The sequence below is a fragment of the Streptomyces sp. NPDC057638 genome, assembly GCF_042800315.1.
Taxonomy (GTDB): Bacteria; Actinomycetota; Actinomycetes; order Streptomycetales; family Streptomycetaceae; genus Streptomyces.
Window position 1 is genome coordinate 1 of record NZ_JBHVHF010000376.1, and the last position, 6466, is coordinate 6466.

At 74.5% G+C, this 6466-nt stretch carries 4 protein-coding genes; 2 read left to right on the forward strand and 2 right to left on the reverse strand.

Annotation, left to right across the window (positions count from 1 at the left end):
* The first annotated feature begins 203 nt into the window (after nucleotides 1-203).
* The gene (locus ACFVIM_RS31215) at nucleotides 204-3782 is read left to right on the forward strand and encodes a hypothetical protein (RefSeq protein WP_384308525.1); all 3579 of its coding nucleotides are present in this window, start codon (nucleotides 204-206) and stop codon (nucleotides 3780-3782) included.
* A gap of 144 nt (nucleotides 3783-3926) precedes the next feature.
* On the opposite strand, the gene ACFVIM_RS31220 is transcribed toward ACFVIM_RS31215, so the two are convergent.
* On the reverse strand, nucleotides 3927-4742 hold the full coding sequence (locus ACFVIM_RS31220; protein ID WP_384308527.1) for an SAM-dependent methyltransferase: 816 nt from the start codon (nucleotides 4740-4742) through the stop codon (nucleotides 3927-3929).
* Between the two features lie 148 nt (nucleotides 4743-4890).
* A complete protein-coding gene (locus ACFVIM_RS31225) occupies nucleotides 4891-5661 on the reverse strand; it encodes a DUF4097 family beta strand repeat-containing protein (RefSeq protein ID WP_384308529.1) in 771 nt (256 codons plus the stop codon).
* A 507-nt stretch (nucleotides 5662-6168) separates the two neighbouring features.
* Between ACFVIM_RS31225 and ACFVIM_RS31230 the strand changes: the two genes are divergently transcribed.
* Nucleotides 6169-6432 (forward strand): hypothetical protein, encoded by a 264-nt coding sequence (locus ACFVIM_RS31230; RefSeq protein ID WP_384308532.1) that lies wholly within the window; start codon nucleotides 6169-6171, stop codon nucleotides 6430-6432.
* The last annotated feature ends 34 nt before the right edge of the window (nucleotides 6433-6466 follow it).

Genomic DNA, 6466 nt, shown 5'->3' on the forward strand with positions numbered 1-6466 from the left:
GGCGTGGTGGTGTGCGTACACCACGCCGGCACTTCGAGGATGCGCACGTCCTTCTTTGTTAGGCACCGCCCCCCGCACAGCTAACAAAAATCTCCTGGCGGCGCGTGTGCGACGGCGTCCGGCAGCCCTCTTGTTCGGGTCCCGGAACGTCGCCTACATTGTGTGGTCCTCAATTTCCCCCGGACATCCGGGAGGGTTGCCAGATGGGACGTCGGGAAAGACCGGTCGACCCCACCGCGGGCCCAGTCCAGCGGTTCGCCTGCGAATTGCGCGGGCTGCGCCGCGCCGCCGGCGGAGCCACCTACCGGGACCTCGCCGCGCGGGCGGGCTACTCGGCGGTGACCCTGGCGCGCGCGGCGGGCGGGGAGCGGCTGCCGTCGCTCCCGGTCACGCTGGCGTACGCGGGCGCGTGCGGCGGGGATCTGACCGAGTGGGAGCTGCGCTGGCGGCGCGCCGCGCGGGAGGCGGAGCGGCGGGCGGGCGGGGAGCCGGAGCGGGCGGAGCCGCCGTATCTGGGGCTCGCCCGGTTCCAGCCGCTCGATCACGGGCGGTTCTTCGGCCGGGACCGGCTGGTCGCCGAGTTGCTCGTCCAGATACGCACCCAGCGGTTCATCACCGTCTCCGGGCCGTCCGGCAGCGGCAAGTCGTCGCTGTTGCGGGCGGGTCTGATCCCGGCGCTGCGCTCCGATCCGCCGACCAGCCCCCGGTTGAACGCGCTGCGGGTGATCACACCGGGCGCGCGTCCCGTGTCGCGGCACGCGGCGGCGCTGGTGCCGCGCGGCGGTGGCGCGGACACCCTGCTGGTGGTCGACCAGTTCGAGGAGGTCTTCACCCTCTGCGCCGACCCCGGGGAGCGGGCGGCGTTCCTGGAGCGGCTGCTGACGGCGTGCGACCCCGGCAGCGGACTGCGGGTGATCATCGTGGTCCGGGCGGACCATCTGGAGCGGCTGGCCGGGCCCCGGCGGCGGTTCCCGGCGCTGCGGGAGGCCACGGTCCTGGTGGGTCCGATGGGGCCGGCGGAGCTGCGCGAGGCCATCGTCCGCCCGGCCTCCGCGGTGGGGCTCGCGGTGGAACGCCCGCTGACGGCCCGGATCATCCGTGAGGTGGAGGGCGAGCCGGGCGGCCTGGCACTGATGTCGCACGCGCTGCGCGAGACATGGCGCCGCAGCCGCGGCCGTACCCTCACCGAGGAGGCGTACGAGGCGGCGGGCGGGGTCTGCGGGGCGCTGGCACGGACCGCCGAGGAGGTCTACACCCGACTGCCGGGGCCCCGGGCACAGACCGCCCGGCGGATGCTGCTGCGGCTGATCACCCCGGGGGTGGGGGTCCCGGACACCCGGCGGGCGGCGGAGCGGGGCGAGTTGCTCGCCGGGACGGGGCGGGACGCGGCTCCGGTCCTCGAAGCGCTCGCCGGGGCGCGGCTGCTGACGCTCGACGGCGAGCGGGTCGAGATCGCGCACGAGGCGCTGCTGCGGGCCTGGCCCCGGCTGCGGGGCTGGATCGCGGCGGACCGGGACCGGCTGCTGCTGCACCGCAGGCTCACCGAGGACGCCCGGCTCTGGGCCGAGCTGGGGCGCGATCCCGGCGCGCTGTACCGGGGCACCCGGCTGGCCCGCGCCGAGGCCGCGTTCGCGGGCGCCGGGCGCGGTGCGGAGCTGACCGCGGTGGAGTACGCGTGCCTCACCGCGCTGGAGCGTTCGTATCTCGCCGCCGCCCTCACGGCCCGGCGCGCCGAGGAGAGGACCCTGCGGGCGCTGCGGGCGCTGACCGTGGCGGTCCTGGTGCTGCTGGCGCTGTCGGTGGTGGCGGGCGCCCTGGCGTGGCGACGTGGTCTGGGGGCCGAGCGCGCGGCGCTGCGCGCGGAGTCGCTGCGGATCACGACGCTGGCGCAGGCGCTGCGCCCGGAGGACCCCCGGCGCGCGGTGGGGCTCACCGTGGCCGCGTGGCGCACGCATGACAGCCCGGAGACGCGCCGGGGGCTGATGGAGGCGCTGGCCTGGCAGGAGACGGACACATTCGCCGATCCCGACCCCAGTCCGTCGGCGGTACGGGAACTCGATCCGCTGGGACGGGTGCTGACCAGCGGCGGCCCCCTCCGTACGACCTGGTGGGACGTACGGACGCACCGGCGGCTGGCGGCGGTCGACGCGGGCGGTGCCTATGTCCTGGGGGCGTCACGGCAGCGGCTGGACGCGCGGCGCTTCCTGTGGCGCGGACGGCAGGCGGTGGCACTGCGGGCGTCCGCCACCGCCCCCGCCGCGCCGCTGGGACGGGGGCGGGTGCTGGTCCTGGTACGGAACCGGACCCTGGAGCTGCGCGACGCGGTCAGCGGCGTGCCCCTGTTGGTCCGGACCGCCGCTACGGGTGCCGTGCCCAGCGCCGTGGTCAGCGCGGACGGCCGGATCGCGGCGGTCTGTGTCGACGGCACCCTCGATCTGTGGGACCTGCCGGGCCGTCACCGGCTGCGGCTGCCCGCTCCGGCCCGTGCCGGACGGGGGTGCCGGAGCCCGGTGGCGGCGCTGAGCCCGCGGGGTGAGCGGCTCACCCTCGCCCAGGGCGGGCGGCTGCGCACCTGGGACCTGTCCTCCGGCACGGAGGTGGCCGAGGTGCGTCGGCCGCGGCCCGGCGAGCTCGCGCTCAGCGGGGGCGGCGAGCTGCTCGCGGCGGCGGACGCCCGGGAGATCACCGTCTGGCGGGTCGGCTCCCCCGCGCCCTTGTTCCGCCATGCCCTGTCCGACGGGCCCGCCCGTTCGCTGCGCTGGGACCCGGACGGCCGGACGCTGCGTCATCTGGGCGGCCCCTTCGGCGTGTCGGTGCGCTCACTGACCGCCGCTCCCCCGCCCGCCCCGGGCGGTGGCGGGACCTGGCTGTCGGCCGCCCGGCTCGGGGACGGCGGGGCGCTGCTGGCGACGGCGGGCCGTCAGGGACCCGTGACGCGGACCCGGGTCAGCGACGCGCGCACCGGGAGGGTGCTGGCGGAGTTGCCCGGCACCCCTTGTCCCGCGCCCCGGGAGCTGCTCGCGCTCGCCCATGTGCCGGGCGCGGGCGTCCGGGTCGCGGCACTCGCCTCGGCGGTGGGGTGTGACAGGGGGACGACGTTCACCCCCGACGGCCGCGCGGTGCTCGTCGCGCGGAACGCGCCGGGCCCGGCGGGTACGGTGCGACGGTGGACCGAGGTACGCGGCACGGGCGGGGGCGCGCGGCCATGGCCGCTGCCGTCGCTGGCCGGGGCGGTGGTGGCGTTCTCTCCTGACGGCCGGTACCTGGCGACCTCCCACGGGCTCTGGGTCGACATCCGTACGGGACGCGCGGTCCGGCGGACGCTGGGTCAGGACGAGGTGCGCGCGCTCGCGTTCAGCGCGGACGGGAGCAGGCTGGCCGTGGGCGACCGCTCGGGGCGGGTCACCGTGTGGGGCGCGTCGGCGGCCCGGCGGCCCGTGGTGGTCACGGAGGCGGAGCGGACCGGTCCGGTGGCGGTGGTGGCCCTCTCCCCCGACGGGAGGACGCTGGCGGTGGCGGACTCCTCCGGCGCGTTGCGGCTGTGGGATCTGAGCCCGGTACGGCCGGGCGGCGACGGGGTGCCCCGGCGGCTCACGGGGGCGCCGCTGCCGGTGCCGGGGGGCGCGCCGCTGGCGCTGGCGTTCAGCCGCGACGGGGAGAGTCTGCACACGGTGGGCGCGACGGCGGAGGTGCGGACGCTGCCCATCGCCCCGGAACGCGTGGCCGCCGTGCTCTGCGCGCGTGCGCTGGGCCCGCCGGGACGCCCCGGGCCCTGCGGCTGACCCGGCCGTACGGAGAGGGGGTCCCCCGCCGCGTACCGCCCCGGCGCTGAGGGGAGGCGGCGGCAGGCGTTCGTCGGCCGTCGGGTCGCACGGGGCACGGCCGTGCGGGGCCGTGCGGGTCGGCGCGGGCGGCGCTCCGGGAGGTCAGCGTTTGCGCGCGACAGCGCCGTACATCGCGATGTCGCGGTCGTCGAGGAGCGGCTGGCCGGGGTCGGGGCGCCAGTGGTGGACCTGGCACAGGCCCGGCTCGACCAGGTCCAGGCCGTCGAAGAAGGCCGTGGCCTCCGCCCGGGTGCGCAGCCGCATCGGCATTCCCCGGCGTTCGTACTCCCGCGCGACGCGGCCGACCTCGTCGGGGGCGAAGTCGGCGGTGCCGATGGTCGCGGCGAGGAAACTCCCCGGCGGAAGGGGGTCGAGCAGCCGCCGCAGGAGGGAGTGGTCCTCCGGCGGCATGATGAAGTGGAGCATGCCTATCACCATGAGGCCGACGGGTTCGCCCAGGTCCAGGATGTCCTGGAACTCGGGTGAGGCGGTGATCGCGTCGGGGTCGCGCATATCCGCGTCCACATAGGCGGTACGCCCCTCGGCCGCGCTGGTGAGCAGGGCCTGGGCGTGGGCGAGCACGATGGGGTCGTTGTCGACGTAGACGATCCCGGCGTCGGGACGCTCCCGCTGGACGACCTCGTGGAGGTTGGGGGAGGTCGGCAGTCCGGTGCCGATGTCGAGGAACTGGCGGATGCCCTCCTCACGGGCGAGATGACGCGCGGCGCGGTGCATGAACTCCCGGTTGGCGCGCATATGGACGGGGAGTGCGGGCCACTCGGCGCACATGGCGCGTCCCGCGTCGGCGTCGACCTGGTAGTGGTCCTTGCCGCCGAGGATGTAGTCATAGACGCGGGCCGAGTGCGCCCTCGTGGTGTCGATCCGGTCGGCCGCGCGGGCGCGTGCCTCATCTGACATGGTGTGACTCCTGTCGCTCCGGGGTGGGGCGGCAGTCTAAGGGCTGTCCCGCCACCATGGCGCCGTCCTCCCCCGGCCGACGTCCCAACGGTCGCAGCGGTATCACCGGGTGCTCTGAGGCGGCTCGCGCACCGGGGCCCCGCCCGGTTCAGCGGGCGCTCCCCCACCACCAGGGGGTGTCGGCCATCCGGGCACGGACGGTGACGTCCCCGCCGCCGCTGTCCAGTCCCAGCCGCCAGGCCCCGAGGGGCTCGTGGGCGACGTCGATCCGCCGCTCGCCGTTCTTCGACTCGGCCGTCACCTGGTAGGCGGCCCTCGGCACGGTGACGGTGATGTCCCCGGTGGCACTGGTCGCCCGGATGTCGCTGGGCGCCGCCGGGGCGAGGTCGATGGACCCGTTGGAGGTCTCGGCGGCGATCTCCCGGCCGTACAGCCTCGTCCCGGTGATGCGGCCATTGGTCGCCCGTACGTCGACTGCGCCCAGGACGCCGTCCAGCGCGATCCCGCCGGTGTGGGTGGACACCTTCACCGCGCCGACCCGGGAGAGCGCGACCGCGCCGCCGGAGGTCTCACCGGAGACGGGCACGCCCTCGGGGACGTCCACCCGGTACCGCACGGAGCAGCGGTCACCACAGCCGCCGAGGACCAGGACCCCGTCCGTGAGGCGGTGGCTCACGCCGGAGGGCCGGTCGCCCTTGTACTCGACCGTGCGCCGCAGTTGCAGGGGGGTTCCGGCCCGGGTGCCACGGAGCACGACACCGCCCGGGCCGTTCTCGATCCGCACCGAACTGATGGGCCCGGAAAGCGCTTCGCGATCCTTGAAGGAATGGCGCTTGACTAAACCGTAGGCACTCATTCCGCCTACGACGAGAGAAGCCACGACATATATGCCCACATAGCGCAACTGCTGTTGGCGCATCAACAATCCCCCGCGGTTCCCGAAGCTCGCCGGACGGCCGGACTTTCGCGCCCCCCGACGCCTCTGTACCCGTCGACGCTATCCCGCCCGCCGGTACGGCTGCCATGGGGGTAACCCCACCGTGCGCCCCGGCCCGGCCGGACCGGGGTATCGCGCCCCAGCACCGGTGATGGCGGGACCGGCCATCAGGCCGACCATTTTCAGCCACCGAGGAGGCATCAGGGGCCTTCACAGCATCCACACAGATGAGGCGTGCATGCCACTAGAAGCCTCTGAACACTGAGGTTGCACCCTGCGCATCACCCCCTACATACCCTTCGGTTTGGCAAAAAATCAGCCATGATCAGCAAGTTTTTCCAGGGATCTTTACTTGCCTTTGACCCGCTGGCAAGCTGATCTTTACCTCAGCCCAGCGGCGATCCGCCGCGGCAACTCACCTTCCACGCCGGTTCCGGCGCCGGGCTGACGTTTCCCAGTGAGAAGAACTGAACTCGAATCGGAGAACGGATGAAACTGCGCGTTGGTGCGAGGGTCGCGGTATCGATGGCGGCCGTGGGAATGGCGCTGGCACTGTCCGGCGGCACCGCACACGCCCAGGAGCGGGAGCCCCGCTCCGGCGGCCTGATCAACATCACCGGGCCGCTGTTCGTCAACACCGGCGACATTGACCTGCTTGAGGACGTGTTCGAGCACATCAGCATTCCGATATTCGGCCAGGCCGTACACCAGATGTACGACTGGGCGAAGTTCGAGGGCATTCTGAAGCGCTGAGCCATCGGTCCGGCCCGCGTGCGGCGGGCCGGAC

Excerpts from the sequence above, each read along its gene's own strand:
- ACFVIM_RS31215 (WP_384308525.1), top strand. The coding sequence starts at position 204 with ATGGGACGTCGGGAAAGACCGGTCGACCCCACCGCGGGCCCAGTCCAG.
- ACFVIM_RS31220 (WP_384308527.1), bottom strand. The coding sequence starts at position 4,742 with ATGTCAGATGAGGCACGCGCCCGCGCGGCCGACCGGATCGACACCACG.
- ACFVIM_RS31225 (WP_384308529.1), bottom strand. The coding sequence starts at position 5,661 with ATGCGCCAACAGCAGTTGCGCTATGTGGGCATATATGTCGTGGCTTCT.
- ACFVIM_RS31230 (WP_384308532.1), top strand. The coding sequence starts at position 6,169 with ATGAAACTGCGCGTTGGTGCGAGGGTCGCGGTATCGATGGCGGCCGTG.